Source organism: Pseudomonas sp. LBUM1655, assembly GCF_059716085.1.
In genome coordinates, this window is sequence record NZ_CP166801.1 from 2,147,733 (window position 1) to 2,173,966 (window position 26,234).

At 58.5% G+C, this 26,234-nt stretch carries 23 protein-coding genes and 5 tRNA genes; 21 read left to right on the forward strand and 7 right to left on the reverse strand.

Annotated features, from left to right (window positions below; all coding sequences use genetic code 11):
* Window positions 1–154: 154 nt before the first annotated feature.
* The 8 genes from ACA074_RS09505 to ACA074_RS09540 all read left to right on the forward strand — a co-directional run bounded on the left by ACA074_RS09505 (window position 155) and on the right by ACA074_RS09540 (window position 10,111).
* Window positions 155–568, forward strand: coding sequence for a DUF4398 domain-containing protein (locus ACA074_RS09505; RefSeq protein ID WP_489878708.1), 414 nt, complete (start codon window positions 155–157; stop codon window positions 566–568).
* A 10-nt stretch (window positions 569–578) separates the two neighbouring features.
* Window positions 579–1,352 carry an OmpA family protein gene (locus ACA074_RS09510; RefSeq protein ID WP_489878709.1) on the forward strand — a complete coding sequence of 258 codons (774 nt, stop codon included), beginning with the start codon at window positions 579–581 and terminating at the stop codon, window positions 1,350–1,352.
* 248 nt (window positions 1,353–1,600) lie between these two features.
* A complete protein-coding gene (locus ACA074_RS09515) occupies window positions 1,601–3,754 on the forward strand; it encodes an autotransporter outer membrane beta-barrel domain-containing protein (protein ID WP_497678856.1) in 2,154 nt (717 codons plus the stop codon).
* A gap of 163 nt (window positions 3,755–3,917) precedes the next feature.
* Window positions 3,918–4,307 carry a hypothetical protein gene (locus tag ACA074_RS09520; protein WP_497617305.1) on the forward strand — a complete coding sequence of 130 codons (390 nt, stop codon included), beginning with the start codon at window positions 3,918–3,920 and terminating at the stop codon, window positions 4,305–4,307.
* Window positions 4,308–4,400: 93 nt separating this feature from the next.
* A complete protein-coding gene (locus tag ACA074_RS09525) occupies window positions 4,401–5,609 on the forward strand; it encodes an EAL domain-containing response regulator (RefSeq protein ID WP_489878712.1) in 1,209 nt (402 codons plus the stop codon).
* A gap of 90 nt (window positions 5,610–5,699) precedes the next feature.
* A complete protein-coding gene (locus ACA074_RS09530; RefSeq protein WP_497617307.1) occupies window positions 5,700–6,122 on the forward strand; it encodes an ANTAR domain-containing protein in 423 nt (140 codons plus the stop codon).
* A 133-nt stretch (window positions 6,123–6,255) separates the two neighbouring features.
* Window positions 6,256–6,882: a response regulator gene (locus ACA074_RS09535; RefSeq protein WP_401265637.1), complete on the forward strand. Its 627-nt coding sequence runs from the start codon at window positions 6,256–6,258 to the stop codon at window positions 6,880–6,882.
* A 10-nt stretch (window positions 6,883–6,892) separates the two neighbouring features.
* On the forward strand, window positions 6,893–10,111 hold the full coding sequence (locus ACA074_RS09540) for a transporter substrate-binding domain-containing protein (RefSeq protein ID WP_497678857.1): 3,219 nt from the start codon (window positions 6,893–6,895) through the stop codon (window positions 10,109–10,111).
* A gap of 4 nt (window positions 10,112–10,115) precedes the next feature.
* Here ACA074_RS09540 and dkgB read toward each other — a convergent pair whose 3' ends face one another.
* Window positions 10,116–10,919, reverse strand: coding sequence for a 2,5-didehydrogluconate reductase DkgB (dkgB, locus tag ACA074_RS09545; protein WP_497617311.1), 804 nt, complete (start codon window positions 10,917–10,919; stop codon window positions 10,116–10,118).
* 370 nt (window positions 10,920–11,289) lie between these two features.
* Here dkgB and ACA074_RS09550 point away from each other — a divergent pair, with 370 nt between their 5' ends.
* Window positions 11,290–12,156: a pirin family protein gene (locus ACA074_RS09550; protein ID WP_489878715.1), complete on the forward strand. Its 867-nt coding sequence runs from the start codon at window positions 11,290–11,292 to the stop codon at window positions 12,154–12,156.
* A gap of 149 nt (window positions 12,157–12,305) precedes the next feature.
* Complete coding sequence (locus ACA074_RS09555) at window positions 12,306–13,748, forward strand: mechanosensitive ion channel domain-containing protein (protein ID WP_489878716.1); 1,443 nt, start codon at window positions 12,306–12,308, stop codon at window positions 13,746–13,748.
* Window positions 13,749–13,759: 11 nt separating this feature from the next.
* Here the strand turns inward: ACA074_RS09555 and ACA074_RS09560 are convergent, their stop codons facing one another.
* On the reverse strand, window positions 13,760–14,341 hold the full coding sequence (locus tag ACA074_RS09560; protein WP_497678858.1) for a GNAT family N-acetyltransferase: 582 nt from the start codon (window positions 14,339–14,341) through the stop codon (window positions 13,760–13,762).
* A 127-nt stretch (window positions 14,342–14,468) separates the two neighbouring features.
* Between ACA074_RS09560 and xth the strand changes: the two genes are divergently transcribed.
* Window positions 14,469–15,263 (forward strand): exodeoxyribonuclease III, encoded by a 795-nt coding sequence (gene xth / locus ACA074_RS09565; RefSeq protein WP_497678859.1) that lies wholly within the window; start codon window positions 14,469–14,471, stop codon window positions 15,261–15,263.
* A gap of 100 nt (window positions 15,264–15,363) precedes the next feature.
* Window positions 15,364–16,197 carry an arylamine N-acetyltransferase family protein gene (locus ACA074_RS09570; protein ID WP_497678860.1) on the forward strand — a complete coding sequence of 278 codons (834 nt, stop codon included), beginning with the start codon at window positions 15,364–15,366 and terminating at the stop codon, window positions 16,195–16,197.
* Here the strand turns inward: ACA074_RS09570 and ACA074_RS09575 are convergent.
* Both ACA074_RS09575 and ACA074_RS09580 read right to left on the reverse strand, forming a co-directional pair.
* Window positions 16,194–16,526, reverse strand: coding sequence for a BrnA antitoxin family protein (locus tag ACA074_RS09575; protein WP_401265652.1), 333 nt, complete (start codon window positions 16,524–16,526; stop codon window positions 16,194–16,196). The genes ACA074_RS09570 and ACA074_RS09575 overlap by 4 nt on opposite strands.
* A 3-nt stretch (window positions 16,527–16,529) precedes the next feature.
* Complete coding sequence (locus tag ACA074_RS09580) at window positions 16,530–16,814, reverse strand: BrnT family toxin (RefSeq protein ID WP_489878720.1); 285 nt, start codon at window positions 16,812–16,814, stop codon at window positions 16,530–16,532.
* A gap of 256 nt (window positions 16,815–17,070) precedes the next feature.
* On the opposite strand from ACA074_RS09580, the gene ACA074_RS09585 reads away from it, so the two are divergent.
* Window positions 17,071–18,597, forward strand: coding sequence for a nucleobase:cation symporter-2 family protein (locus ACA074_RS09585; RefSeq protein WP_401265654.1), 1,527 nt, complete (start codon window positions 17,071–17,073; stop codon window positions 18,595–18,597).
* A gap of 123 nt (window positions 18,598–18,720) precedes the next feature.
* On the opposite strand, the gene ACA074_RS09590 is transcribed toward ACA074_RS09585, so the two are convergent.
* A tRNA-Asn gene (locus ACA074_RS09590) sits at window positions 18,721–18,796 on the reverse strand.
* 228 nt (window positions 18,797–19,024) lie between these two features.
* Here ACA074_RS09590 and ACA074_RS09595 point away from each other — a divergent pair.
* The gene (locus ACA074_RS09595; RefSeq protein ID WP_007943502.1) at window positions 19,025–19,255 is read left to right on the forward strand and encodes a hypothetical protein; all 231 of its coding nucleotides are present in this window, start codon (window positions 19,025–19,027) and stop codon (window positions 19,253–19,255) included.
* Here ACA074_RS09595 and ACA074_RS09600 read toward each other — a convergent pair.
* Together ACA074_RS09600 and ACA074_RS09605 are read right to left on the reverse strand one after the other, a co-directional pair.
* Window positions 19,252–19,452 carry a hypothetical protein gene (locus ACA074_RS09600; RefSeq protein ID WP_053118898.1) on the reverse strand — a complete coding sequence of 67 codons (201 nt, stop codon included), beginning with the start codon at window positions 19,450–19,452 and terminating at the stop codon, window positions 19,252–19,254. The genes ACA074_RS09595 and ACA074_RS09600 overlap by 4 nt on opposite strands.
* 134 nt (window positions 19,453–19,586) lie before the next feature.
* Entirely contained in the window at window positions 19,587–20,783 is a 1,197-nt protein-coding gene (locus ACA074_RS09605) for an amino acid aminotransferase (protein ID WP_497678861.1), read from the reverse strand.
* Between the two features lie 337 nt (window positions 20,784–21,120).
* Between ACA074_RS09605 and uvrB the strand changes: the two genes are divergently transcribed.
* The 7 genes from uvrB to ACA074_RS09640 all read left to right on the forward strand — a co-directional run bounded on the left by uvrB (window position 21,121) and on the right by ACA074_RS09640 (window position 26,210).
* A complete protein-coding gene (gene uvrB / locus ACA074_RS09610; RefSeq protein ID WP_401265658.1) occupies window positions 21,121–23,136 on the forward strand; it encodes an excinuclease ABC subunit UvrB in 2,016 nt (671 codons plus the stop codon).
* A gap of 151 nt (window positions 23,137–23,287) precedes the next feature.
* The gene (gene gltX, locus ACA074_RS09615) at window positions 23,288–24,769 is read left to right on the forward strand and encodes a glutamate--tRNA ligase (RefSeq protein ID WP_497678862.1); all 1,482 of its coding nucleotides are present in this window, start codon (window positions 23,288–23,290) and stop codon (window positions 24,767–24,769) included.
* A 203-nt stretch (window positions 24,770–24,972) separates the two neighbouring features.
* A tRNA-Ala gene (locus ACA074_RS09620) sits at window positions 24,973–25,048 on the forward strand.
* Window positions 25,049–25,127: 79 nt separating this feature from the next.
* Window positions 25,128–25,203 (forward strand) — tRNA-Glu (locus ACA074_RS09625).
* Window positions 25,204–25,256: 53 nt separating this feature from the next.
* Window positions 25,257–25,332 (forward strand) — tRNA-Ala (locus ACA074_RS09630).
* An 81-nt stretch (window positions 25,333–25,413) separates the two neighbouring features.
* Window positions 25,414–25,489, forward strand: a tRNA-Glu gene (locus ACA074_RS09635).
* Between the two features lie 181 nt (window positions 25,490–25,670).
* The gene (locus ACA074_RS09640; protein ID WP_497678863.1) at window positions 25,671–26,210 is read left to right on the forward strand and encodes a TetR/AcrR family transcriptional regulator; all 540 of its coding nucleotides are present in this window, start codon (window positions 25,671–25,673) and stop codon (window positions 26,208–26,210) included.
* Window positions 26,211–26,234: the final 24 nt, after the last annotated feature.

Here is a 26,234-nt window from a genome sequence, read left to right on the forward strand (position 1 = left end):
GATTCAGACAACGGGCGATCGATATGGACTGTCAGCGCAACGCTGACGGCCCCTATCGAAGCGCCGCACGCAACGAGCAGGGTCACTGATTCTCGGTAACGCCGACCCCCTTCACGCTGCGTGTCATCCCACTTTTTATTGTTTGGAGCAGTTGATGAACTTTCAACATCTGTCTTCCCGTGCGCGACTTTCGGTCAGCGTGCTGGTTGTCGCGGCAGCTTTGAGTGCCTGTGCCAGTGCACCGATTCCGGAGCAACAGATTTCGCTGTCCAAAGATGCGGTCAATCGTGCCGTTTCGGCAGATGCGACCCAATATGCCCCGCTGGAAATGAAGGCAGCGCAGGACAAGATGTTCCTGATGGAGCGCGCCTTGGGCGAAAAAAATTACCCGCAAGCCAAAGTGCTGGCTGAGCAGATCGAAGCTGACGCCAACCTGGCCGAACGCAAGTCGCGGGCTGTGAAGTGGCAGAAGCAATTGTCAGACGCCCGCAGCGGCATCCAGGTGCTCAAGCAGGAAATGCTGCAAGACCCGGTCACCGGCTTCAATCCGCCTGTCAGCGCTCAATAAGGAAAACCCCATGCAGACTTTCAAATTACTGCCAGCCGTTTCCCTGTTTGCCCTGATGCTCGGCGGTTGCGCCACACCGCCGGAAAACCCGCAATTGCTGCAAGCCCGTGCGCAATTTGTCGCGCTGCAACAAAAAGCCGAGTCAAACACCCTCGCGGCGATCGAAACCAAGGACGCGTTCACTGCGCTGAACAAGGCCGATCAGGCTTCCCTCAAGGATCGTCAGGCGCCGGACGTTGATCAGTTGGCCTATCTGGCCAGCCAGAAAATTGCTCTGGCCGAGCAGACCATTGTCGGTCGCCAGGCAGAAGCCGACCTGAAGAAAATCGACGCCGAACGCACTCAGGTGCAGCTTGATGTCCGTACCCAGCAGCTCAAGGCCCTGCAAGCACTGAAAGCCAAAAAGACTGATCGGGGTGAGGTAGTGACCTTCGGTGACGTGCTGTTCGATACCGGCAAGGCTGATTTGAAATACGGCAGTCAGCGTCAGTTCCAGCAACTGGCCGATTTTCTGGCCAGCAACCCGGAGCGCAAGGTGCGGGTGGAAGGCTTCACCGACAACGTCGGTAACGAAGCCGCCAATCAGGTGTTGTCCGAGCGCCGCGCTGACTCTGTCGCCAGTGCGCTGTCGCAATTGGGAGTGGATCGTCGGCGTATCGTGACCCAGGGATTCGGCGAGGAATTCTCGGTGGCCGATAACGGTAGCGCGGCAGGCCGCCAGCAAAATCGGCGGGTCGAAGTGATCCTGTCGAATGGGGCCGAGGTGGTCGGCGCTCGCCACTGATCACGTCAATGAAGCCTGTTACCCGCTCTCCTTTGAGGAGCGCGGGTTTGCTGCAAACGGTGCATTTTCGCTAGACGAATGCTTGTAATACCGCTCATGCGCTTCGGAAATTTCCTACTCAGAAAGTTCTCTTCGATCTCTAAATTACAGACCTCAACTGAGCCGCCGGCCTTCCGTCAGTCGTTGCTCAGCCCCTATGCCATTGGCATTTCCACTGCCGACTCGGCAGTACGAATGAGGTACTGAACATGAAGACGATCAACTCCAAACAGAATCCAGCACTGACGCTTTCGCCCCTTGCCCTGGCCATCTTCCTGTTGCTGCCGGCACACGCGAATGCGTTCACTTCATCGGTTAACAATGGCGCTGTAGTCAATGGTGAAACCGTGGTCGGTGGCACGCAGAATATCGGCACCAACGGTACGGCAAACAACACGTTGATCGAAGTCACCGGGACGCAGACGGTTTTTCAGAACGGTGTGTCGAATGACGCTACTGTCAACGGAGTCCAGGATGTTCAGAGTGGTATCGCCAACCGCAGCATCGTCAATGCCGGCGGCTCACAGAAGGTGGGCATCGCCAGTGTGGCCAACGACACAATTCTGAACGGTGGCGCGCAGACGGTGCAAAACCCGACAGGGCGGGCCAACCGTACAGTGATCAATCAGAATGGCGTGCAGACCGTCACGCTCATGGGCACTGCTGCTGACACGGTCATCAACAACGGCGGCCTGCAGGTAGTGACCAATAAGGGTGTTGCGAACGACACCCAGGTCAACAGCGGCGCAGAGCAGAGCCTGCAAAGGGGCATGCTCGGCGGCGTGGTGGCAACCAATACACGCATCGACGGTGGCTTACAGAGTGTCTATGACACCGCCACGGCCAACAACAGCACCGTGAGCAATGGCGGGCGGATCAACCTGTACCAGGGCGCACAGGCCAATGGGTTGGTAGCGGAGGCGGGGGGCACCGTCAATATCATGGAGGACGGTGTAAAAACCGTTGATTCCCTGACCCTCAATGGCGGCAGCCTGGCCTTCGTACCGAGCGCTGATGGCAGCTTCAAGACGTTCACGGTCAACGCTTTGTCCGGCAGCGGCAGCATCTTGATGAACACCGATATTGCCAGTCAGCATGACGACTTGCTGGTGGTGCAGGGCGCGGGAATGGCCAGTGGCGATCACACGCTGATCGTAGGGGACTCGGGCCGCGAACCGACATCTATGGATGGACGTCTGGTGTTAGTGGACACCAATGGCGGCAGTGCGAAGTTTGGACTCCACGGTGGTCATGTCGATGCCGGCGCGTTCCGCTACACCTTGCAGCAACAGGGTGATGACTGGGTGCTGGCCAGTGGCGGCAGCCTTCCTGTGGATCCTGTAACGCCTGTCGATCCCGAAAAGCCTGTGGATCCGGTGACGCCTGTCGATCCAGCAAAACCGCTGGATCCGGTGACGCCACCGACTCCGGTCAATCCACGACCCGAAAACCTCTCCAAGGGCACTAACGCCGCCATCGCCGCGCATACGGCAGGCGCCAGTCTGTGGAGTGCGCAAATGAATGCGCTGGTCAAACGTCTGGGCGAATTGCGCATGGGGCAGGACGATGGTGGTATCTGGACGCGTGCTATCGGTAAGCGCTTCGATGTCAGCGAACACTCCAGCCGTGCTTACACCCAGGACGTCAGTGGTCTGGAAATCGGTGCCGACAAAGCGTTTGCTGTCGAGAGTGGCAAAGTCTATGTCGGTGCAATGGTCGGCACGGCCCGTTCGGATCTGGACTTCGGCGAAGGCGCCTCGGGTGAAATCGACAGCCGCATGTTCGGGATCTATGCCACCTACCTGAACGATAACGGCGTCTATGTCGACAGCGTGTTGAAGTACAGCCGCTTCGATAACGACATCAAAACCCCGAGCAATCTGGGCGAGTCGGTAAAAGGTTCCTACAGCACCAACGGTGTCGGTGCAAACATCGAGATCGGTAAACGCATCGCGCTCAAAGATGGCTGGTTCGTTGAGCCGCAGGTCGAACTCACGGCCACCCAGACCCAGGGGGCGAGCTATACCGCCAGCAACGGTCTGCGGGTCAAGACCGATAATCTGGACTCGTTGCAAAGTCGCGTCGGTTCGCTCTTTGGTCGCAGTCTGGAACTGAGTAACGGTATGAAAGCTCAGCCATACGTCAAAGCGTCCTACATTACCGAGCACGCGGGTAGCGGCAAGGTCACCGTCAACGGCAATAAATTTGATGCCGAATTGCCAGGTAGCCGTGTGGAAGTCGGATTCGGTGGCGTGTTGCAAGTCACGGAGAAAAGCAAGATTTCCCTGGATGCCGAGTACGCCAAGGGCAACGGTATCGAGCAGCCATTCGGTGTGAGCCTGGGTTATCGCTATCTTTGGTAAGAAAAAAGGCCGCGTCGGGTAGTCCCGACGCGGCTTTGTTGTGGGATTCCGGAAGTATTCGGATCGCTTTTCAGAACTTTCTTACATAGATCGTCGAGCCTTTTGGTTAGCGTGACCTGACCCGAGCCTCATGCTCTGATCTTCACGCCATTGTTGAAATCTCATGCCTTACAAATGCTGGCGAATCCTGATCGCCGAAGACCAGCCTTATCTGCGTGTCAGAATCGAGAAGTCTCTCAAGGAACTGGGTTGCCGCAGGCTCACAACCGCGCAGTCCTTTCGGGAGCTGCTTGGCCTGACTCATTACTCGCACGATCCTTTCGAAGGCTTTGAACTGATGATCATCAACGGCGAACTATTAGCGGCTACGGGGATTGATCCGGTGCGATTTTTCCTCAGCAATCCGCAGATCCGCCACGGTTTGATCCATGACGCACGTCGAGGGCAGCCGAAGGCGGAGACGATTTATGCCAGCCAGCAACGTCAATTGAACCTGATTCGCACGCCCGACCGGCAGTCCATGGACGCCGTGCTGGTGTCTCTTAATGCTTAGGAAAACTCCTACACATTTTTGGATCTTTCCTAGAGTGTTTAGTCCTCTGATTTTTGAAAATTGTCTTGCCCCTCAAGAGATGAGTCGATCGCCATGCCTACTTTGCCGCTCCGTGTCCTGGTTCTAGAAGATCATACTTTCCAGCGTTCCGTCGCGGTGAGCATGCTCCAGGCGTTGGGCTGCCAAGAGGTGTTCGAGGCCAGTGACGGCGCCCAGGCACTGGCGGTGCTGGAAGCAGTCGGGCAGGTGGATATTGCCCTGTGCGACTTGCAAATGGAGGGCATGGACGGTCTGGAGTTTTTGCAGCGGGTGGGTGCGTCGGGGCAGGTCAAGTCGGTCATCATCAGCAGCTCGTTGTCGGCGGATCTGTGTCGGGCGGTGCATCAAATGGTGACGCTGCTCGGACTGGAGTTGTTGGGCGATGTGGGTAAACCGCTGGATGCGCAGGTGTTGCATGATTTGTTGAAAAAGGCCCTTGCCAAACCGGTCAGCCAGCAGCCACCGATCAGCGCAAGCCCACTGGCCAGCGAAGACGCGGTGCGCGAGGCACTGGCGCAGCGGCAGTTAAAGGCCTGGTATCAACCCAAATTCAATCTGCAGACCGGCGAGGTCTGTGGTGTCGAAGTCCTGTGCCGCTGGCAGCACCCGACGAGGGGGATCATTCCGCCTGCGGTGTTCATGCCTGTGCTGGAGCGATGCGGCTTGCTCGACGAGTTGCTGTTTTGCCAAATAGATGAAGCGTTGACTTTGCAGACCAGTGCCAGGGCGCAAGGCTTTGTGTTGAACATCGCGTTCAATTTGCAGGCTTCTCAACTCGCCAACAGTGATCTGACGGCTGCCATCAGGCACATTCTGGTCAGTCATGCGGCACCCGGTTCAAGTCTGACCTTCGAACTGACTGAAAGCGGCCTGCTGGAAGCGCCGGCTACCAGCCTGGAAAGTCTGGTGCGCTTGCGCATGATGGGCTGCCGCTTGTCCATTGATGATTTCGGTGCCGGGTTTTCCTCGTTGCAACGCTTGTGTCAACTGCCGTTCAACGAAATCAAACTCGATGCCGATTTCGTGCGCAACCTTGAGCACGAACCGCGCTGCCGTGCGGCAATCAGCAGCACCCTGGCGCTCGGCGAAACCCTCGGCATGGCCGTGGTGATCGAAGGAATTGAAACCGATGCACAGCGCCTTCAATTGCTGGGGTTGGGCTGTACGCAGGGGCAGGGGTACTGGTACGCGCGACCGATGGCCGGGGACGATTTTCTCGCCTGGCTGCATCGGCGCAATGATCGTGAGGCCTCGGATCAATGAGCGTTTTTTTAGGAATAGTCCTACAGAGTCCGTTACGAAGCTTGCGTAGTCTTGCCGCTTCTCGAAATCGTAACCACCAGGAGATCGAGCATGATCAATAAAGCCCTGCGTATCCTGATCGCCGACCCACAGCATTTCCACCGGCTGAAAATCGAGCGTCTGCTAAACGGCCTCGACTACTTTCGCGTGGCGCCGGTGCAGAGCCTCGCCGAGCTGCTGACGCTGGTGGACTATGGGTGTGAACCGTTCGATGTCGTGATCATCAACGCCGAACTGGCAGCAGGCACGCTGGATTTGTTGGGTTTTCTTCTCGATAACCCACAGGTGCGTCATGCGTTGATCTACAACGAACCCTCGGCGCCGCTGCAAGTGGTTTCAGGCTTCGCGCAGGAAAACGTGCAGATCAATCATGCGGCGTTGCCCAATGCGCAGGCGATCAGGCACTTGATGTCGATCGTCGACGTTCCCCAGTTGCAGCAGCAACGGCCCGCGCAGCGCCGGGCTTACGCATAGAAAAACGTTTATCGCAACTGTCAGACCTGACAGGTGCTTCATTTGCCGTTCCGTGTAACAGTCTCTGCGCAGCCACTGAGTCTGGATCAACCCATACCGGCGGTCATCGTTAACTGTTGCACCGGGAGTGCTCATGAAGTCAGCGCTGATCGTCGACGATCATCCAGTGGTGCGCGCCGCCATCCGCATCGTGCTGCAAGCCGAAGGGTTCAAGGAAATCTACGAAGCCTCCAATGGTAATGAGGTGCTGGCGTTGATCCGCGAGCACAAACCCCGTCTGGTGATACTCGACCTGCATTTGCCGGCACCTGATGGGCTGGATGTGCTGGTGCGGATTAGGGCCAACGACCTTGATTGCCGGGTCCTGGTGTTCAGTTCCCATGACCCATTGTTTTACCAGGAGCGCTGTTTACGCGCCGGGGCAATGGGCTACGTGACCAAAACCAATCAGTTGCAACAACTGCATAAAGCCATTCAAGCGGTGATGTCGGGTTACACCTATTTTTGCGCGCTGCCGGATAACGTCAGCGTGTTGAACGCAGTGCAGTCCACGGAAAAACAGATGATCGATCAACTCTCTGATCGCGAGCTGAGCATTTTCGTACAACTGGGGCAGGGCAAGGCCAACAAGGCGATTGCCGAGGACATGCACCTTAGCCACAAGACCATCAGTACCTACAAAACCCGTTTGATGAAGAAACTAGGGGTCTGTTCAGCAGTGCACTTGCGCGATTTCGCCAAGCGCAATCATTTGATCTGAGCGAGCAAACATGAGCCTCGCAGGGCGGGTGTGCTGGATGTGGCTGAGCCTTGTGGCCACCTGCGGGGCAACGGATGCGTCGCAAGTGCTGGAAGTGCTGACCCGCGCCGGGCCGGAGGATATTCAGGTTCGCCTGGACGAACCGGACCGCCAATGGTTGCGTCAACACGCAGTGTTGCGCATGGGCATTTCCGGGCCGGATTACCCACCGTTCGAAATCACCCGCAATCAGCATGAACTGGAGGGGCTCACGGCCGACTACGCTGATCTGCTTGCCCAGTTGCTCGGTCTCCGGATCGAAGTCCGACGCTTTGCCGACCGGGATGCATTGATGGCTGCGCTGAAACGCGGCGAGGTGGATCTGCTGGGCACGTCCAACAGTTTTGAGTCGGCCGGCCCGGCATTCATTCTGTCCCGTGCCTATGCCGAGGATCAGCCGATGCTGGTGAGCCGCCTCGACGAAGCCTTGCCGGTGGACCTGGCAGGCAAGCGCGTCGCCATGGTCGAAGATTATCTGCCGCTGGCGAGTGTGCAGGCGTTCTACCCCGAGGCGAGCGTGCAACGGTACTCTTCGGCGATGGATGCGCTCGGCGCAGTGGCGTTCGGCACTGATGATGTTTATCTGGGCGACTTCATCAGTGCCAATTACTTGATCAACACCAATTATCGCAACGACCTGCAATTGGCCGGGCCGTCAGGGCTGGATGCCAATCCGTTCGGCTTTGCGTTGTTGCGCAGCGATGTGCGCCTCAAACGCGTCATCGACAAGGCGTTGCTGGCCATTCCCATGGAGCGTCGACAACGTATCGAGCAGCGCTGGAGTGCCGGTGTTGCCGATATGGCCGAACAGTCCCGGGTGCAACTCAGTGCCGCCGAGTTGCAATGGCTGGATCAACATCCTGTGGTGCGGGTCGGCGGCATTGGAGATTTCGCGCCACTGACTTTTTTTGATGCCGATGGCCGCTTCAGCGGGCTTTCGGCGCAACTGCTGAACTTGATCAGCCAGCGCAGCGGGCTGAATTTCGAGATCGTGCGCGGGGATTCGCTGGATCGTCAGATCGAGCAACTGAAGGCGGGTGAACTGGACGTGCTGCCAGTGGTGACGCCCAGCAGCGAACGTGAAACCGAACTGCAATTCACCCGGGCCTACCTGAACAATCCGTTTGTGCTGGTCAGTGCATTAACGGCGCAGAGTCCGCGCAATCTGGATGATCTGGAGGGTAGACGCCTGGCGATTTATCGCGGCCATCCGTTGCGTGGTTATCTGCAGGAGCGCGTACCTCGATTGCGCTTCATCGAAGTCAAGAGCCCCGCCGAAGGTATGGAGTTGGTCGCCATGGGGCAGGCTGATGCCGTTGTGAGTTCGTTGGTGGTGGCCCGTTACCTGCTCGCCCGGCATTACCGCGAGCGTCTGCGCATCGCCAGCACGGTCGGCGATCAACCGGCCCGTATCGCGCTGGCCACAGCGCCGCAGGCGCTCATGCTGCATTCGATCCTGAACAAGGCACTGCTCAGCATTGCCCCGCAACAGATGGACGAACTGGTTGAGCGCTGGAGCCATGATGTGGTGGTGGAGGACAGCTACTGGCTACGTCATCGTCGCGAGATTTTCTTTGGCTTCGCCGGTGCGGCGGGCTTGCTGTTGCTGGCGCTGGGGTGGATCGGTTTTCAGCGTCGGCAGATCCGCCAGCGGCAGCAATGGTTGCAGCAATTGCAGCAGGCCAAAGAGGCGGCTGACGACGCCAATCGCGCCAAGACCACGTTTCTGGCAACCATGAGCCATGAAATCCGCACACCGATGAACGCGCTGATCGGCATGCTCGAACTGGCCCTGAAACGAGCAGAAGAGGGGGTGACTGATCGCCTGGCGATTCAGGTCGCGTCCAACGCCGGGCAACAACTGCTCGCCCTGATCGGCGACATTCTCGACATCGCGCGTATTGAAACCGGGCATTTGTCCCTCGCCCCGGAACGGGCGAACCTGCGTGAACTGGTGGTATCGGTCTGCCGGGTGTTCGAGGGGCTGGCGCGGCAGAAACGCTTGCTGTGGCACATCGAACTCGATGCGTACAGCGACGTCGATGTGTTGATTGACCCGACGCGCTTCAAGCAGGTGCTGTCGAATCTGCTGAGCAACGCGATCAAGTTCACCGAAAACGGCGAAGTGAGTCTGCGCCTTGGTGTGACGCCATTGTCGGTCGAGCGACTGGCCGTGAAAGTGGTTATCGAAGACAGCGGAATCGGCATCAGTGCGCAGGATCGGCAACGGCTGTTCAGTCCGTTCGTGCAGGCGAGCAATCACGCGCAATCGGTGCGCAGCGGTTCCGGACTGGGCCTGGTGATCAGTCGCAGTCTGTGCGAAATGATGGGCGGCGCAGTGCGCCTCGACAGTGAGCCTGGCCGCGGGACGCAAGTTACAGTCAGTCTTGAGTTGCCTCTGTTGGACGCACTCGCACAAAAGCCTGCCACCGCTGAAACGCCCGGTGCGACTGCGTGCTCACTGAGCGTTCTGGTGGTGGACGATCATCCGGTCAACCGTTTGTTGCTGTGCTGGCAGTTGAGTGAGCTCGGGCATCGTACGGTCGACACCGAGGACGGCGATTCAGGGCTGGAGCGTTGGCGTGCGCAGCTGTTCGATGTGGTGATCACCGACTGCAACATGCCGCGACGCAATGGCTATGAACTGGCACGGACCATCCGTGATGAAGAGGTCGCGAGCGGCCGGCCACCCTGCCTGATCCTCGGGTTTACCGCCAATGCGCAGATCGAGGAGAAACGTCGCTGCCTCGACGCCGGCATGGATGAATGTCTGTTCAAACCGATTCGCCTGCATGATCTGCAGCAGGCATTGAATGGCGCGAGCCACTGCGAGAGTGATGTCGACTCGAATGAGCAGATTGCTCTGACAGAAATCGACCTGAGTACGCTAGAGCAGATGGCCGGCAATGATCAATCGATGATCGAGCGCCTGCGCGGAGAAGTGCTGAACAGCCTGCATCTCGATCTGCAACGACTGGACAATCTGGGGCATGAGCATGACCGTGGAGGGCTGCGCGAGCTGGCTCATCACATCAAGGGTGGTGCGCAGATGGTCGGTGCCGCGCGCGTGGTTTCGGCATGCGCAGACCTTGAACAGGCTTGCCGCGAGGCCGAAGCCGTCGCGGTGATCATGGCACTCAATCAATTGCGCGAGGCCATGCAAAGCCTCGCGCAACGTCTTCGAGCCTGAGCCTTCAATCCCAGACGGGCGCAATGCCTTTCGGGCTGGTCAGACGATGGCCGCGATCCAGCGTGGCGATTTGCGCCATGTCGGCTTCGCTCAGCGTCAGTGCCGTGGCACCGAGGTTGCTTTGCAGGTTGGCGCGTTTGGTCGACGACGGGATCACCGCGTAACCCGATTGCACGGCCCAGGCGAGGGTGACTTGCGCCGGGGTGGCGTGCAGGCGTTGGGCGATCTGCTGGATCAGCGGATCCTTCAGCACTTCGCCGTAAGCCAGGGTCATGTACGAAGTGATCTGGATGCCCTGACTCTGGGCGAACTCGACCACTTTGCGATTTTGCAGGTACGGATGCAGCTCGATCTGGTTGGTCGCGATGTTGTCGGCGCCGACCGCAACAATCGCCTGTTTCATCAGGTCGATGGTGAAATTGGAAACACCGATCTGTCGGGTCAGGCCCAGGCGTTTGGCTTCCAGCAGCGCGCCCATGAATTCTTCGACCGGCACTTGGTTTTCCGGCGATGGCCAGTGGATGAGCGTCAGGTCGAGGTAGTCGGTCTGCAGTTTTTCCAGGCTTTCCCGGAGGCTGGCGATCAGGCGATCTTTGGCGAAGTTGGCGACCCAGATCTTGCTGGTGATGAACAGTTCTTCGCGAGGAATACCGCTGGCGGCGATGGCCGCGCCGACATCGGCTTCGTTTTCGTAAATCTGTGCGGTGTCGATGACCCGGTAGCCGAGCTCAAGGGCGGTGCTTACCGAGTCGATGACCACCTGGCCTTGCAAGCGAAACGTACCAAGACCGAAAGCGGGGACAGACATTGAGGACTCCAGGGTTGCAGTGGGAATGGTCAGGAGTATCCGCGTCTGCATCCGTGAGAAAAACCGTTGGTGTGGCAAAGCACTTTTGATCACAAGTCATGAATCTTTTGCGGGAATTGTGTTGTCTGGCTGGCCTCTTCGCGGGCAAGCCCGCTCCCACAGGTTTCTCTGGTGTTCGCACAATCTGAGTTCACTGGAGATCCCTGTGGGAGCCGGGCTTGCCCGCGATGGTGGCGCCTCGGTTTTGAATCTGTCCGCGAGCTCACTGTTCTTCAGATAGAACAATGAAGCCGATTTTTGCCGTCTAGTGCATTAATCGTCATGGATTTAAGCTCAATCCATTGCGTCACTTACCCAATTGGAGCCCACCATGAAAAACATCATCGGTATCTACACCAGCCCGCGCGGCCATTGGGTCGGCGATGGTTTCCCGGTGCGGACACTGTTTTCCTACGACAACCTGGGCAAACACATCAGCCCGTTCCTGCTGCTCGATCACGCAGGGCCTGCCGAATTCACCCCGACCACCGAACGACGTGGCGTTGGTCAGCATCCACACCGTGGTTTCGAAACCGTGACGATTGTTTACGACGGTGAAGTGCAGCATCGCGACTCCACCGGCAGTGGGGGCACTATCGGCCCGGGCGATGTGCAATGGATGACGGCGGCTTCCGGGATCCTGCATGAAGAGTTCCATTCGGAAAACTTCGCCAAAACCGGCGGCAAACTGGAAATGGTTCAGCTGTGGGTCAACCTGCCGGCCAAGGACAAGATGGCCGAGCCGGGCTACCAGACCATTCTGGACAGCGAAATCCCGAGCATCGCGCTCACGAACGACGCCGGCAGCTTGCGTCTGATCGCCGGTGAGTTCGACGGTCACAAGGGGCCGTCGCGCACCTTCACGCCAATCGATGTGTGGGATCTGCGCCTGAACGCTGGCAAGTTGCTGACGCTGGATCTGCACGATGGCCGCAATACGGCGCTGGTTGTGCTTAAAGGCTCGGTGCAGATCAATGGACAGGAATCGGCGCAGCAAGGGCAACTGGTGTTGTTCGAACGCGATGGCCAGCAACTCACCCTCGAAGCCAGCCAGGATGCGGTGGTGTTGCTGCTCAGCGGCGAGCCGATCGACGAGCCAATCGTCGGTCACGGCCCGTTCGTGATGAACACCGAGCAGGAAATCCATCAGGCCTTCGCCGACTTCCAGTCCGGGCGCTTTGGCCGGATGCACGGCTGACACTCACCCTGTAGGAGCTGCCGCAGGCTGCTCCTAGATTGGGTTTTGCGGTGTTTTTTGGCGGGTGTTCGTTCTCTGAAATCAATTACTCCTACACTGTCCCCAATCTGTGCGATCTTCTCGCGATTGGCCCCCGTCGGAGTTGTTTGATGCTGTCTCTGCTGAGCGAACACCCTTTGTTTTGCGCGTTGATCCTGATCCTGCTCGATCTCGGTCTGTGGCGTCTGATCAGTTCCCATGGCAGCGAGTGGAAACTGCTGGTGCGAGTACTGATATTCACGTTATTCAGCGTCCTGCTGTTCAACGAAGGCCTCAACCCGATGGAGCCCGCGCCATGGGTCGATAACGTGCCGCTGCATCTGGCGGCGACCGGTTTGCAGATTGGTTGGTGGCTGTTCGGCGCACGCACCCTGACGGTGTTGATCGGCGCAGTGATGATGCAGCGTGTCGGGCACACCGGGCGGTTGCTGCAGGATTTGCTGGGTGCGGTGATTTTCCTGATCGCAATCATTGCGGCGCTGGCCTACGTGCTGGATCTGCCGGTCAAAGGCGTGCTGGCGACGTCCGGCGCTTTGGCGATCATCGTCGGTCTGGCCTTGCAGAGCACATTGAGTGACGTGTTTTCCGGGATCGTGCTCAATACCACCAAGCCTTATCAACTGGATGACTGGATCTCCATCGACGGCACCGAAGGCCGGGTCACCGATATCGATTGGCGCGCCACGCGTCTGCAAACCAGCCAGGGCAGCATGGCGGTCATTCCCAACTCGCTGGCGGCCAAGGCCAAGATCATCAACTTCAGTCGGCCGAGCAACATGTTCGGCGTCTCGGTCAGCGTGCAAGTCAGCCCGCATGCGCGACCCAGTTCGGTGATCGATGCGCTGGAGCGGGCGATGCAAGGCTGCCGGCAATTACTGGAAACACCGGCGCCGAGTGTGGCGTTGAAAAATTCTGGCAGCAGCGGTTCGGAGTACGAGATCAGTGGTTTCGTCGCGTCGATGGGCGAAAAGCGTGTGGTGCGCAATCAGTTGTTCGATCTAGCGTATCGGCACTTGCAGGCATCCGGGGTCAATCTGCTGTCGAGCGTCGAACCTGTCGTGGCGGGCAATCTCTCGCGGCCACGGGCATTGCTCGACAGCTCGCCGATTTTCTCGACCCTGCGTCAGGAAGAGAAAGACACCTTCAGCCAGAACATGACCCTGCAAACCTTCCGCGCCGGCGAGCAGATTCTGGGGGCAGGGGAGGTCAGCGACCACCTGTTCATCATTGAGTCCGGCGTGGTTACGGTGGCACTGATGCGCCATGGCGCACCGTTCGAGTCCGGACGCATGGGGCCGGGCGAAGTGATCGGCGAGGCCGGCATTCTTTCCGATTCGTCGGTGCCCGCCACGTTTACCGCAAAGACCTTCTGCGCTTTGTACCGCATCGAAAAGACCTATCTGAAGCCGTGCCTGGATGCCCGTCACGATATCAGCGATGCCATGAAAACCTTGCTTGATTACCGGCTGCACAAAGCCCAGGCCCTGACTCAGGACGAGCCGGTGGTCGTGCCGAAGAAAGGCTTTTTGCAATGGCTGCGCAATCGCGCCTGAGTGATCCTGCGTTACTCGTAGCTGGCGAGTTTCTGCTCCAGGTTCAAGCGCACTTGCGGCCACTCGTCGTCGATGATGCTGAAACGCACCGAGTTGCGCTTGCGCCCGTCCGGCATGATCCGTTCGTGGCGGACGATGCCTTCCTGTTGCGCACCGAGGCGCAGGATCGCATGGCGTGATTTCTGGTTGTTCTCGTCGGTGGTGAACTGCACGCGCACGCAGTTCAGCACTTCGAAGGCGTGACGCAACAGCAGGTATTTGGCTTCGGTGTTGACGAAGGATTTCTGCCAGCTCGCCGAGATCCAGCTGCTGCCGATTTCCAGTTTGCGGTTGAGCGCGTCGATCTTCCAGAAACGGGTAGAGCCGATCACCTCGCCGCTGTCCTTCAGCACGATGACAAACGGCATCACAGTCCCGGCCTCGCGGCCATCAAGGGCTTTTTTCAGGTAGCTATCGACGGTGGTCGCCGAGGGCACGACGGTGACGGTGAGGTTCCACAACTCGCCGTCGGCGGCGGCTTGGAGCAGGTCGGCGGCGTCGCTGTACTGAAGCGGGCGCAGAAGGATGCGCTGGCCTTCAAGCTTGGTTTGCATGGAATTCTGGTCTCGGCAGTGCGGGCGAATGACGAACGCCTATTACGCCGCAGCGAGACGATCCGATGCAACCAGTGCGGTGGCCGCAGGGTCACTATTTCTATCCCTACCGGCAGGAGCCCGGACGATGAAAAACCTGCGGATCGCCACGTTCAACGTCAACGGCCTGCGCGCGCGTTTGCCCAACCTGCTTGATTGGCTCAAGCGCGAGCAACCGGACATCGTTTGCCTGCAAGAGCTGAAATCGCTCGACAGTGCGTTTCCCGCCGCTGAGCTGGAAGCGGCCGGTTATGGCGCAATCTGGCAGGGCCAGGCTGCCTGGAACGGCGTGGCGATTCTCGCCCGTGATGCGCAACCGCTGGAAAGCCGCCGAGGCTTGCCGGGCGATCCCGAAGACAAGCACAGCCGTTATCTGGAAGCCGCGGTGCATGGCGTGCTGGTCGGTTGTCTGTATCTGCCCAACGGCAACCCGCAACCGGGGCCGAAGTTCGATTACAAACTGGCCTGGTTCGAGCGGCTGATCAGTTACGCGAAGGATCTGCAAGGCAGCGATCACCCCGTGGTGCTGGCCGGCGACTACAACGTCGTGCCCACGGACATGGACATCTACAACACCCGCTCATGGCTCAAGGATGCGTTGCTGCAGCCCGAGAGTCGCGAGTGTTATCAGCGCTTGCTTGACCAGGGCTGGACCGATTCGCTGCGGCATCTCTACCCGGACGATCGCCTCTACACCTTCTGGGATTATTTTCGCAACCACTGGCAAACCAACTCGGGTTTGCGCATCGACCATCTGCTGCTCAACCCGGCGCTGAGCCCTTATCTGCACGAGGCCGGTGTAGACGCCTGGGTGCGCAACGAACCACATGCCAGTGACCATGCGCCGACGTGGATTCGTATTGGTTCACGCAAGAAACGCTAGAGGCGATTGGTGAAATCAATTGTCGAAATCAGTGCCCGATCCCGTATACATGGCGACCATCAACGCAGTGACCTGCGGCCCCATGCAAAAGGACTGAGCAATGAGTGAGCCACGCCTGACGAGTTTGAAGCTTTATCTGCAACGCCTGGGTTTCGATGCACCGCCGGCGCCGACGCTGGAAACCTTGCGTCAGCTGCAGTTGCGTCACACCGGCGTCTTCCCCTTCGAAAACCTCGCGACGATTACCGGTGCACCGGTAATGATCGATCTTGCGTCAATTGAACAGAAAGTCCTGCACGATGGCCGAGGCGGTTACTGCTACGAGCTCAATCACCTGTTTTTTGCGCTGTTGTCTGAATTGGGCTTCGACGTTCGGGCGATCAGTGGGCGAGTAGTGATGAATCAGCCCGAGGGCACCTGGACCGCGCGCACGCACCGCTTGAGTCTGGTGACACTCGACGGCGTGCGTTACATCACTGATGTCGGTTTCGGTGGCATGGTGCCGACTGCACCGCTGATCCTCGACACCGAGGCTGAGCAAGCCACTCCACACGAACCGTATCGCATCGAAAAACAGAACGATGGTTACATGCTGCGCGCCAACGTGGCGGGAGAATGGCGGTCGATGTACCTGTTCGATCTACAGCGCCAGGAAGACATCGATTTCACCATCGGCAACTGGTACGTCTCGACCCATCCGCAATCACCGTTCGCCAATCGGCTGATGGTCGCGCGCACGGGTAATGGCTGGCGCAAGACGTTGAACAATGGCAACTTCGCCGTCCATCGCATGGGCGCCGATAGCGAACGGCGCGAAGTGACCGACGTTGATGAGCTGATTGAATTGCTGGAGCAGGAATTTGATCTTCGCCTGCCCGAACAACCGCAACTGCGCCACGCGCTGGGGCGGATGATTGTCGCGCCTGAAGCCTAGGGCTTCGCATCCGGCTCCAGTACCCGACGAATCTCCCCGACGGCCGCCGACAGCTTTTTCTCAAGACTCTTGAGGTCGGCGGCGGTAATACCTTTCTTGAACTGCCCGCCGTGGTCAGACTCGGTCTGGCCCTGACTGTCTGCGCCGTTGAGCAAGGCATGGCGAAGGGTGTTATTGATCACCGTCTGATAACCAAACCCTTCGTTTTCCGCCACGGTGCGCGCGGCCTCGATAACTGCATCGTCGAGCATGATGGTGATGCGGGTTTTGCCCTTGGTGGACACCACTGCGCCACGTTTGCCCTGAGAGAAGTCGTATTCGTCTTTCATCGGTCAATCCTCCAGAAAATACTCGCAACGTTCGCCCGGTGTGGCGACACGCGCAGAAATGATTCGTATGACATTCGCTTCGCGGTAACTGTACGCAACCACCAGTAAACGTCCCTTGGCGTCGAGGCCGAGGGTGATCCAGCGTTGTTCGTCATGGTCGTTGTCCTCAATCGTCAGTGCTCGTTCGTCTTGAAAAACCGCTTCGGTCTCGGCAAGGCTCACGCCTCTGTGCTTGAGTTTGTTGGCTGCGTTCTTGCTTTTGTCGTACTGAATAGTGAATGACTTCATTATGCATACTTTATATGTATAAAAAAGAGTGCAACCACACCGTCGGTCGCCGTGAACACTTCAGCCTAGTGGGGGATGGTGGAGGGGGCAGCGGGGCATGTGTTGCCGGATTTGTGGGGGATGCAAGCAGCGGGATAGAAGGTTGGGTGGCTACCTATCCATTATGTGACTGACAAGTTGTATACAACTCTATGGACATTTGTCACGAGTATTGAATACAGTGTGCGCATAACAAAAACCAGGGAACCCCCCAACCATGAAAACGCCCCATGTTTCACACCAACGGCCCGAGGACGAAAATCTCGGGGTCGGCGCGAATATGGCTTACGGCCTGCAACATGTTCTGACCATGTATGGCGGTATCGTCGCGGTACCACTGATCATCGGTCAGGCGGCCGGGCTGTCGCCGGCGGACATTGGTTTGTTGATTGCTGCTTCATTGTTTGCGGGGGGGCTGGCGACGTTGCTGCAAACCCTGGGTCTGCCGTTTTTTGGCTGTCAGTTGCCGCTGGTGCAGGGCGTGTCGTTCTCCGGCGTTGCGACCATGGTGGCGATCGTCAGCAGTGGCGGGGAGGGCGGCTTCCAGTCGGTGCTTGGCGCGGTGATAGCGGCCTCGCTGATCGGGCTGTTGATTACCCCGGTGTTTTCGCGAATCACCAAGTTCTTCCCACCGTTGGTGACCGGTATCGTCATCACGACCATCGGTTTGACGCTGATGCCGGTGGCCGCGCGTTGGGCCATGGGCGGTAACAGCCATGCGCCGGACTTCGGCAGCATGCAGAACATCGGTCTGGCGGCGGTTACGCTGGTACTGGTGTTGCTGCTGAGCAAGGTCGGCAGCTCTACCATCTCGCGTCTGTCGATCCTGTTGGCCATGGTGATCGGTACCGTGCTGGCGGTGTTCCTCGGCATGGCGGATTTTTCCAGCGTCACCACTGGCCCGATGTTCGGCTTCCCGACGCCGTTTCACTTCGGCATGCCGACGTTCCACTTCGCGGCGATCCTGTCGATGTGCATCGTGGTCATGGTGACGCTGGTGGAAACCTCGGCGGACATTTTGGCCGTCGGCGAAATCATCGGCACCAAGGTTGACTCAAAACGGCTGGGCAATGGTCTGCGTGCGGACATGCTGTCGAGTATGTTTGCGCCGATCTTTGGCTCGTTCACCCAAAGCGCTTTCGCCCAGAACGTCGGGCTGGTGGCGGTAACCGGGATCAAGAGCCGTTTTGTGGTGGCCACTGGCGGTCTGTTTCTGGTGATTCTCGGCCTGCTGCCGTTCATGGGCCGGGTGATCGCGGCGGTGCCGACTTCGGTACTCGGCGGCGCCGGTATCGTGCTGTTCGGCACGGTGGCAGCGAGCGGTATTCGTACCCTGTCGAAGGTTGATTACCGCAACAACGTCAACCTGATCATCGTCGCCACTTCGATCGGTTTCGGCATGATCCCGATTGCTGCACCGAATTTCTACGATCACTTCCCAAGCTGGTTCGCGACCATTTTCCATTCGGGCATCAGTTCGTCGGCGATCATGGCGATCCTGCTCAACCTGGCGTTCAACCACTTCACCACCGGTAACTCGGACCAGCAGTCGGTGTTTGCGGCAGCGGAAGAGCGAACCCTGCGTTTTCGCGATCTGGCGGCGCTGCGTGAAGGCGATTACTTCAGCGACGGCAAACTGCATGACTGCGATGGCAAAGAAGTGCCGGTGATTGAACCTGATGCGGAGCATGATCATGGGCACGGTGCGCCGAAGGTGCAGACTAAAAGCAGCGAGCATGTCTGAGCGCTGTGTCTGAATAGAAAAGGGCCGATCAGTTGCGAGACTGATCGGCCCTTTTTATTGCGCCGGTTTTCCGACCGTCCACAAAAAAGCCCCTGAATCTTTCGATTCAGGGGCTTTGCTATTTGGCTCCACAACCTGGACTCGAACCAGGGACCCAATGATTAACAGTCATTTGCTCTACCAACTGAGCTATTGCGGAATTGGTGCGTATGTTACTGATTCAAAACGAGAAGTCAAGCATCGGTTGTGAAAATAGGCGATTCGACGAGACGGGCGGTGGTTTGTCAGCGATTGACGGTTACCAGAACTGCGCCGGAGGTCTACCATGGCCGCCCGGAAGTGGTAACACGCGCTGCCGGTCATTCGCCGAAAAGGTACGCGCCATGAATCGCCCAGCTATCAAATCTCGCAACAGCGGGGTGCTCGCATGAGCATCGCTCAGATCAGCCTGCCCAAAGGGGTTGGCCCGCACGCCGAAAAGCTCTTCGATGCAATCACTCAAGCCAGCACCGCTGAAGAGTTGAACCGCGCCGGCGGCAAAGCCGAAGGTTTTGTCCTGGGCCTGGAAAGCACCAAGGCGATCAAAAGCCAGATCGCCGAATCGCTCTACGTCGCCTATGACGATGCCGCCAGCCAGCGCGCGACTGAACTGGCTTAACTGCCGAAGGTAATGGTGCCGAGCATCAGTTTGGCGTAAGCCGCGGTGGCTGCAAGTTGCACCAGCCACAGCACCAGACCGCCGAGGAAGACCCCGGCCGCGACTTGCAGTACCAGGCTTTTTTCGCGTTTGGCCGAGGCGCGGGGGATGAAGTCATCCAGGTCGTCACGGTCGGCACGCAGGTTGTCGTTTTTCATTTGGGTTCTCTTCAAAAATCTCGGGTGTACACAAATCTGTAGGAGTGTGTGCAGTCTAGAGGGTGTGGACACGTTTCCGGGACAAATAAAAAACGGGAAGCCCAAGGCTTCCCGTTTTTCATCACGCTGCGAAATCAGATGACTTGAACAATCGCATCCGTCACAGCCTTGATGTTGTTCTGGTTCAGCGCCGCCACGCAGATGCGGCCGGTGTCCAGGGCGTAGATGCCGAACTCGTTGCGCAGGCGGTGAACCTGTTCAGTGGTCAGGCCGGAGTAGGAGAACATGCCGCGCTGACGGCCGACGAAGCTGAAGTCACGCTGTGGCGCTTTCTCTGCCAGCATGGCGACCATTTGCTCGCGCATGCCGCGAATGCGCAGACGCATTTCCGCCAGCTCCGCTTCCCACTGAGCACGCAGTTCCGGGCTGTTCAGCACGGCAGCGACGATGCTTGCACCGTGGGTCGGCGGGTTGGAGTAGTTGGTGCGGATCACGCGTTTGACTTGCGACAGCACGCGCGCGCTTTCTTCTTTCGATTCGCTGATGATCGACAGAGCACCCACGCGCTCGCCGTACAGCGAGAACGACTTGGAGAACGAACTCGACACGAAGAAAGTCAGGCCGGACTCAGCGAACAGGCGCACAGCAGCGGCGTCTTCGTCGATGCCGTCACCGAAACCCTGGTAAGCCATGTCGAGGAACGGCACGTGCCCTTTGGTCTTGACCACTTGCAGCACGTTGTTCCAGTCCGCCGGGCTCAGGTCGACACCAGTCGGGTTGTGGCAGCACGCGTGCAGGACAACGATCGAGCCGTTCGGCAGGGCGTTAAGGTCTTCGAGCAGGCCGGCACGGTTCACATCGTGGGTGGCGGCGTCGTAGTAACGGTAGTTCTGCACCGCAAAGCCGGCGGTTTCGAACAGCGCGCGGTGGTTTTCCCAGCTCGGGTCGCTGATCGCCACGACAGCGTTCGGCAGCAGTTGCTTGAGGAAATCGGCACCGATTTTCAGTGCGCCAGTCCCGCCGACGGCCTGAGTGGTGATGACGCGACCGGCGCTGATCAGCGGCGAGTCGTTGCCGAACAACAGCTTTTGCACGGCCTGGTCGTAGGCAGCGATGCCATCGATCGGCAGGTAACCGCGCGAAGCGTGTTGAGCAGCGCGAACGGTTTCGGCTTCGATCACGGCGCGCAGAAGTGGAATTCGCCCCTCTTCGTTGCAGTAAACACCTACACCCAGGTTGACCTTGGTGGTCCGGGTATCGGCGTTGAATGCTTCGTTGAGGCCCAGGATTGGATCGCGGGGTGCCATTTCGACAGCGGAGAACAGGCTCATTATTACGGCGGCTCTGAATGGAGTGTGGAGGGACGTGTCGCGCTCCAGCCGGATGCACTAGAGCGGTGCACAAACGGGGAGCTAGTATAGAGGCCATCACTGAGCAATGGCGACAGGCGAATCGGCATTTAGGGCAAGTTTTTCCGATTATTTCTCGACCGTTAGTCGATTGGTCGTGTCAGAGTCTTTACCGGATGTAGGACGTTTACCTTGAAAGCTGAGGCAATCGACACCACATTGAGCACAATCCAGGTTTTTTCTTGCGCGACATCGGTCGTTTGCGGTGTTTCTCGTGGTGATCCGCTTTGCTTGGATCTCCGCGACCCCAGAGGTGTTTATGTCCGAATTCCAGCTAGTCACCCGCTTCGAGCCCGCCGGCGATCAGCCGGAAGCCATTCGCCAATTGGTGGAGGGCATCGAAGCCGGGCTGGCGCACCAGACGCTGCTCGGTGTGACCGGCTCGGGCAAGACCTTCAGCATCGCCAATGTCATCGCGCAAATTCAGCGCCCGACTCTGGTGCTGGCGCCGAACAAGACTCTGGCCGCGCAGCTGTACGGCGAGTTCAAGGCGTTTTTCCCGAACAACTCGGTCGAGTATTTTGTTTCCTACTACGACTACTACCAGCCCGAAGCGTATGTGCCATCGTCCGACACCTTCATCGAGAAGGATGCGTCGATCAACGATCACATCGAACAGATGCGCCTTTCCGCGACCAAAGCGCTGCTGGAGCGCAAGGACGCGATCATCGTTACCACGGTGTCGTGCATCTACGGTCTCGGTAGCCCGGAAACCTATTTGAAGATGGTGCTGCACGTCGATCGCGGCGACAAACTCGATCAGCGTGCGCTGCTGCGGCGTCTGGCCGATCTGCAATACACCCGCAATGATATGGACTTTGCCCGCGCGACCTTTCGCGTACGCGGTGATGTGATCGACATCTACCCGGCGGAATCGGATCTGGAAGCCATTCGCATCGAGCTGTTCGATGACGAGGTCGAGAGTATTTCCGCGTTCGATCCGCTGACCGGCGAAGTCATCCGCAAGATGCCGCGCTTCACTTTTTACCCGAAAAGCCACTACGTCACGCCGCGCGAAACCCTGCTGGGTGCCATCGAGGGGATCAAGGTCGAGTTGCAGGAACGTCTCGAATACTTGCGCAGCAACAACAAACTGGTGGAAGCCCAGCGTCTGGAGCAGCGCACCCGCTTCGATCTGGAGATGATTCTCGAGCTGGGCTACTGCAACGGCATCGAAAACTACTCGCGTTACCTCTCGGGTCGCGACTCCGGTCAGGCGCCGCCGACCTTGTTCGACTATCTTCCGGCCGATGCCTTGCTGGTGATCGACGAATCCCACGTCAGCGTGCCGCAGGTCGGCGCGATGTATAAAGGTGACCGCTCGCGTAAAGAAACCTTGGTGGAATACGGTTTTCGTCTGCCATCGGCGCTGGACAACCGGCCTATGCGTTTCGACGAATTTGAAGGCATCAGCCCGCAAACGATTTTTGTCTCGGCCACGCCAGGCAATTACGAGGCGGAACACGCCGGTCGCGTTGTCGAGCAACTGGTGCGTCCGACCGGTCTGGTGGACCCGCAAATCGAAATCCGTCCGGCGTTGACTCAGGTGGATGATCTGCTCTCGGAAATCACCAAGCGTGTGGCGCTGGAAGAACGCGTGTTGGTCACCACGCTGACCAAGCGCATGTCGGAGGATTTGACCGATTACCTGGCCGATCACGGCGTGCGTGTGCGTTATCTGCACTCGGATATCGACACCGTCGAGCGGGTCGAAATCATCCGTGACCTGCGCCTCGGCACCTTCGATGTGCTGGTCGGGATCAACCTGCTGCGCGAAGGTCTGGACATGCCTGAAGTGTCGTTGGTGGCGATTCTCGATGCCGACAAGGAAGGCTTCTTGCGCTCCGAGCGCTCGCTGATCCAGACCATCGGCCGTGCCGCGCGTAACCTCAATGGCCGGGCGATTCTGTACGCCGATCGCATCACCGGTTCAATGGAACGGGCAATTGGCGAAACCGAGCGCCGCCGTGACAAGCAGATCGCCTTCAACCTCGAAAACGGCATCACCCCGAAAGGTGTGTTCAAGGACGTCGCCGACATCATGGAAGGCGCCACCGTGCCCGGCTCGCGCAGCAAGAAGCGCAAGGGCATGGCCAAGGCTGCCGAGGAAAACGCCAAGTACGAAGCCGAATTGCGCTCGCCGAGCGAGATCACCAAGCGTATTCGGGCGCTGGAAGAGAAGATGTATCAGCTTGCTCGGGACCTGGAGTTTGAAGCGGCGGCGCAGATGCGTGATGAAATTGCCAAGCTGCGCGAGCGTCTTCTGGCTGTGTGATTGTGCGGTGAATTGTCCGGCCTCATCGCGGCCAGCGGACCTGACAGACACAAACCTGGCTTAAATGCCCTGCCCGCTGGAGCGGGGCGGGTGTCGCCTGTTACCATTCGCCGCTTGATTGTTTTGCTTTTCATTCTTTTCGAGACATGCCATGACCACCGTCCGCACTCGCATCGCGCCATCGCCTACCGGGGACCCCCACGTAGGTACCGCTTACATCGCATTGTTCAACTACTGCTTTGCCAAGCAGCATGGCGGTGAGTTCATCCTGCGGATCGAAGACACCGACCAGTTGCGTTCGACCCGCGAGTCCGAACAGCAGATCTTCGACGCCCTGCGCTGGCTGGGTATCGACTGGAGCGAAGGCCCGGATGTCGGCGGCCCGCACGGTCCATACCGTCAAAGCGAGCGCGGCGAGATCTATCAGAAGTATTGCCAGCAACTGGTCGACATGGGCCATGCTTTCCCGTGCTTCTGCACCGCTGAAGAGCTGGATCAGATGCGCGCCGAGCAAATGGCTCGCGGCGAAACCCCACGCTACGACGGCCGCGCGCTGCTGCTGTCCAAGGAAGAAGTGGCAGCACGCCTGGCCGCCGGCGAACCTCATGTGATCCGCATGAAAGTGCCGAGCGAAGGCGTCTGCGTCGTGCCGGACATGCTGCGTGGCGACGTCGAGATCCCGTGGGATCGCATGGACATGCAAGTGCTGATGAAGACCGACGGCCTGCCGACGTACTTCCTCGCCAACGTTGTCGACGACCACCTGATGGGCATCACTCACGTACTGCGCGGCGAAGAATGGCTGCCGTCGGCGCCGAAATTGATCCTGCTCTACGAATACTTCGGCTGGGAACAGCCGGAGCTGTGCTACATGCCGCTGCTGCGTAACCCGGACAAGAGCAAGCTGTCCAAGCGCAAGAACCCGACATCGGTAACGTTCTACGAGCGCATGGGCTTTATGCCGGAAGCGATGCTCAACTACCTGGGGCGCATGGGCTGGTCGATGCCGGACGAGCGCGAGAAGTTCTCGCTGCAGGAAATGGTCGACAACTTCGACCTCAAGCGTGTGTCCCTCGGCGGACCGATCTTCGACATCGAGAAGCTGTCGTGGCTCAACGGCCAGTGGTTGCGCGATCTGCCGGTGGAAGAGTTCGCCGCCCGCTTGCAGAAGTGGGCATTCAACTCCGAATACATGATGAAGATCGCGCCGCACGTTCAGGGCCGCGTCGAAACCTTCAGCCAGGTTGCACCGCTGGGCGGGTTCTTCTTTGCTGGCGGCGTCAACCCGGATGCCAAGTTGTTCGAATCGAAAAAGCTCTCGGGTGACCAGGTTCGCCAGTTGATGCAACTGATCCTGTGGAAGCTTGAAAGCCTGCGTCAGTGGGAAAAGGACAACATCACCGCGACGATTCAAGCGGTGGTCGAATCCCTGGAGCTGAAACTGCGTGATGCGATGCCGCTGATGTTTGCGGCGATCACCGGGCAGGCCAGTTCGGTGTCGGTACTCGATGCGATGGAAATCCTCGGGCCGGACCTGACCCGTTACCGTCTGCGCCAGGCGCTTGACCTGCTGGGCGGCGTGTCGAAGAAAGAAAACAAAGAGTGGGAAAAGCTGCTGGGCGCTATCGCTTAAGAGCGTCTGACTCTGCAGGAACTGCCGAAGGCCGGGATCGTTTGATTCCGGCCTTCGGCGTTTTCCCACCGGATTTTCGGGGGGAGGGCGGTAAGTGATTGTTATGCCGACAAAAAACTTTGAAATATTTTAAAAATAAGTTTGACAGCCCTCCGATACGCCCTTAAGATTCGCCCCGTCCTCAGCGATGACATCAACGATGAGGGGCTATAGCTCAGCTGGGAGAGCGCTTGCATGGCATGCAAGAGGTCGACGGTTCGATCCCGTCTAGCTCCACCAATTTACACTTCGATGCCTGGCCACACAGGCTTCGAAGCGATCAACACTTAGCGTTGATCAGTTGTATAGAAGGGTTTGCGTCCCCTTCGTCTAGTGGCCTAGGACACCGCCCTTTCACGGCGGTAACAGGGGTTCGAGTCCCCTAGGGGACGCCAGTTTTACAGAAGTGATGTTGCAAGATATCACTCCGCCGCGAGGCGAAAAATCCGGGGCTTTAGCTCAGCTGGGAGAGCGCCTGCATGGCATGCAGGAGGTCAGCGGTTCGATCCCGCTAAGCTCCACCAATTTTACAAGTTCAAGGTCTGGCCACACCGGCCTTGAATCGATCAGCTCTCAGCACTGATCAGTTGTATAGAAGGGTTTGTGTCCCCTTCGTCTAGTGGCCTAGGACACCGCCCTTTCACGGCGGTAACAGGGGTTCGAGTCCCCTAGGGGACGCCACGATTACCCGCTCTGCGGGATTTATAAGGGTCATTCAATTATTGAATGGCCCTTTTGTTTGTCTGGCGTTTGGCCAATTCTCCTTTTTCCTTACACTGTGCTTCAGACCAGCGGTCATATCCTCGACTTGCAGAATATTATTATGCGAATAATATTCTAGTCGTAATATTCGGAGGCAACGATGAACGATAAAAAAGCTCAAACCCGCGAACGCATCCTCAAGGCTGCCAGCGCCGCACTGATCCAGCGCGGCCCGGCAGACCCAAGCGTGGGCGAAGTGATGGGCGCGGCCGGCCTGACCGTCGGCGGTTTTTATGCGCACTTCGAAAGCAAGGACGCAATGATGCTTGAGGCGTTCAAGCAATTGCTCGGCCGCCGTCGCGACCTGATTGCCGACATGGATGCCGAACTGACCGGCGAAGAGCGCCGCGCAATGGTCGCTGCTTTTTACCTGTCGCGCAAACATCGCGATTCCAGCGAGTCAGCATGCCCAATTCCGGCCTCGATCGGCGAACTGGGGCGTTTGCCGGAGTCGTTCCGCATCGCGCTCAACGAACATCTGGAATTGATGCTTGCGCAGTTGGCGTCCAGCCCTGAGGACACCGACAAAGCCTTGGCCGACGTGGCCTTGATGGTGGGAGGTCTGGCACTCGCAAGAGCGCTCGGCCCTGGCGATTTATCTGATCGATTGCTGCGCGCGGCCAAGTCGGCGGTGCGTTGACCTGAAGGCAACACGCCTGAGGAG

Coding starts and splice junctions, on each gene's coding strand:
- ACA074_RS09575 (WP_401265652.1), bottom strand. CDS start 16,526: ATGAAAGACGAATACGACTTCTCTCAGGGCAAACGTGGCGCAGTGGTG.
- ACA074_RS09515 (WP_497678856.1), top strand. CDS start 1,601: ATGAAGACGATCAACTCCAAACAGAATCCAGCACTGACGCTTTCGCCC.
- ACA074_RS09585 (WP_401265654.1), top strand. CDS start 17,071: ATGAAAACGCCCCATGTTTCACACCAACGGCCCGAGGACGAAAATCTC.
- ACA074_RS09530 (WP_497617307.1), top strand. CDS start 5,700: ATGATCAATAAAGCCCTGCGTATCCTGATCGCCGACCCACAGCATTTC.
- xth (WP_497678859.1), top strand. CDS start 14,469: ATGAAAAACCTGCGGATCGCCACGTTCAACGTCAACGGCCTGCGCGCG.
- ACA074_RS09510 (WP_489878709.1), top strand. CDS start 579: ATGCAGACTTTCAAATTACTGCCAGCCGTTTCCCTGTTTGCCCTGATG.
- gltX (WP_497678862.1), top strand. CDS start 23,288: ATGACCACCGTCCGCACTCGCATCGCGCCATCGCCTACCGGGGACCCC.
- ACA074_RS09540 (WP_497678857.1), top strand. CDS start 6,893: ATGAGCCTCGCAGGGCGGGTGTGCTGGATGTGGCTGAGCCTTGTGGCC.
- ACA074_RS09520 (WP_497617305.1), top strand. CDS start 3,918: ATGCCTTACAAATGCTGGCGAATCCTGATCGCCGAAGACCAGCCTTAT.
- ACA074_RS09550 (WP_489878715.1), top strand. CDS start 11,290: ATGAAAAACATCATCGGTATCTACACCAGCCCGCGCGGCCATTGGGTC.
- ACA074_RS09560 (WP_497678858.1), bottom strand. CDS start 14,341: ATGCAAACCAAGCTTGAAGGCCAGCGCATCCTTCTGCGCCCGCTTCAG.
- dkgB (WP_497617311.1), bottom strand. CDS start 10,919: ATGTCTGTCCCCGCTTTCGGTCTTGGTACGTTTCGCTTGCAAGGCCAG.
- ACA074_RS09505 (WP_489878708.1), top strand. CDS start 155: ATGAACTTTCAACATCTGTCTTCCCGTGCGCGACTTTCGGTCAGCGTG.
- ACA074_RS09535 (WP_401265637.1), top strand. CDS start 6,256: ATGAAGTCAGCGCTGATCGTCGACGATCATCCAGTGGTGCGCGCCGCC.
- ACA074_RS09555 (WP_489878716.1), top strand. CDS start 12,306: ATGCTGTCTCTGCTGAGCGAACACCCTTTGTTTTGCGCGTTGATCCTG.
- ACA074_RS09640 (WP_497678863.1), top strand. CDS start 25,671: ATGAACGATAAAAAAGCTCAAACCCGCGAACGCATCCTCAAGGCTGCC.
- ACA074_RS09595 (WP_007943502.1), top strand. CDS start 19,025: ATGAGCATCGCTCAGATCAGCCTGCCCAAAGGGGTTGGCCCGCACGCC.
- ACA074_RS09570 (WP_497678860.1), top strand. CDS start 15,364: ATGAGTGAGCCACGCCTGACGAGTTTGAAGCTTTATCTGCAACGCCTG.
- ACA074_RS09605 (WP_497678861.1), bottom strand. CDS start 20,783: ATGAGCCTGTTCTCCGCTGTCGAAATGGCACCCCGCGATCCAATCCTG.
- ACA074_RS09525 (WP_489878712.1), top strand. CDS start 4,401: ATGCCTACTTTGCCGCTCCGTGTCCTGGTTCTAGAAGATCATACTTTC.
- ACA074_RS09600 (WP_053118898.1), bottom strand. CDS start 19,452: ATGAAAAACGACAACCTGCGTGCCGACCGTGACGACCTGGATGACTTC.
- ACA074_RS09580 (WP_489878720.1), bottom strand. CDS start 16,814: ATGAAGTCATTCACTATTCAGTACGACAAAAGCAAGAACGCAGCCAAC.
- uvrB (WP_401265658.1), top strand. CDS start 21,121: ATGTCCGAATTCCAGCTAGTCACCCGCTTCGAGCCCGCCGGCGATCAG.